The 1,405-nt window shown below is 53.5% G+C and carries 1 protein-coding gene and 2 pseudogenes; all 3 read left to right on the top strand.

All coding sequences use genetic code 11. From position 1 onward, the window contains the following. Positions 1-81 (top strand): annotated as a pseudogene (locus HMPREF1508_RS10815) (carbohydrate ABC transporter permease); the annotation flags it as partial. 157 nt (positions 82-238) lie between these two features. Then, positions 239-1,216: a sugar-binding domain-containing protein gene (locus tag HMPREF1508_RS06680; protein WP_044960618.1), complete on the top strand. Its 978-nt coding sequence runs from the start codon at positions 239-241 to the stop codon at positions 1,214-1,216. After that, a pseudogene (locus HMPREF1508_RS09980) lies at positions 1,198-1,389 on the top strand (carbohydrate ABC transporter permease); the annotation flags it as partial. The gene HMPREF1508_RS06680 and the pseudogene HMPREF1508_RS09980, both read left to right, overlap by 19 nt. Between the last annotated feature and the right edge of the window lie 16 nt (positions 1,390-1,405).

The following is a 1,405-nucleotide window of genomic DNA, read 5'->3' as shown; positions in this document are numbered from 1 at the left end:
TTCTGCACGGTTCCCACGCTGCTTGTCTTCTTCGTATTGCAGAGACAGTTTGCCGAGGGAATTACCGGGGCGGTCAAGTGATGGCCGGCACAGAAACCAATCAGATGATGTCAGTCAAAAGATGTTAATCGGAAGATGTCAATCATAGGATGTCAATCTTCCGAAGATCAGAAGATGAAAGCGTCTTCAGAAGATAAGAACGTCTACAGAAGATCAGGAGACAAGAACGAGGAGACTTATGAAGGAGTTTGACTACAATATCGTGGCTGATCCCGGGATCTTCCAGCAGAACCGCCTGGAAGCGCATTCGGATCACCGCTTCTACGCCAGCAAAGAGGAGATGGAGCGTGACCGTTCTTCCTTTTGCTATTCATTAAATGGAGATTGGAATTTCGCCTTTGCCCCCAACTGGGCGGCGGCGGATAAGGACTTCTTCCGAACAGAGGAAGACTGCCATGCCTGGAAGACCATCCCGGTACCGGCCCATATTCAGATGGAAGGGTACGGAGTTCCCCAGTACTGTAATACCCAGTACCCATGGGACGGCAAAGAGGAGCTGATGCCGGGACAGATTCCCTCCATTGATAATCCGGTGGCCTCTTATGTCAAGTACTTTACCCTGCCCAAGGACTGGCTTTCCCTTTCGTCTGAGAGGCCAGCGGGCGATCGCAAAGAGGGGGAGACGCTGCGGGAGGATGCGGCATCTGTAGGGAATCCGGCACTTGTGAAGAATCCTGTCTACATCAGCTTTCAGGGGGTGGAATCCGCCCTCGCTCTCTGGTGTAACGGGCATTATGTAGGTTATTCGGAGGATTCCTTCACTCCCTCTGAATTCGACCTGACTCCCTATCTTCTGGCTGGGGAGAATAAGCTGGCTGTCGCGGTCTTCCGCTTCTCTGCAGGATCCTGGTACGAGGATCAGGACTTCTTTCGCTTTTCCGGCATTTTCCGGGAGGTATTTCTCTATACGGTTCCCAGGCTCCATCTCAGAGATCTCAAACTGACCAGCAGTCTTACGGACGATTTTGCCACCGGCAGTCTGAACGTGGAAATGAAGCTGCAGGGGGCTTGTCCGGGAGCTGTCGCAGAGCTTGTATTGATGGATCAAGAGCGGAAGGTCTGCGGGGAGCTAAAAGTCAGCGAATGTGCCGGAGCCGGAAGCGACTGCGCGAGGGCAGACAGGGCAAGTGGACGGAGTGGCCCACTGTCGTTATGACAGACAACAGGGCGCAGACCATGCCCATGTTAATTGCCAGTCTGGCCAGCGGGTACACGGTGGACTACGGGCTTCTAATGATTGGGGTTCTTTTCTGCACGGTTCCCACGCTGCTTGTCTTCTTCGTATTGCAGAGACAGTTTGCCGAGGGAATTACCGGGGCGGTCAAGTGATGGCCGGCACAGAAAC

The organism is Shuttleworthella sp. MSX8B, from assembly GCF_000524295.1.
GTDB lineage: Bacteria > Bacillota > Clostridia > Lachnospirales > Lachnospiraceae > Shuttleworthia > Shuttleworthia satelles.
Note: the sequence above shows the minus strand (reverse complement) of the source record. Positions and strands in the feature narration are given on the sequence as shown.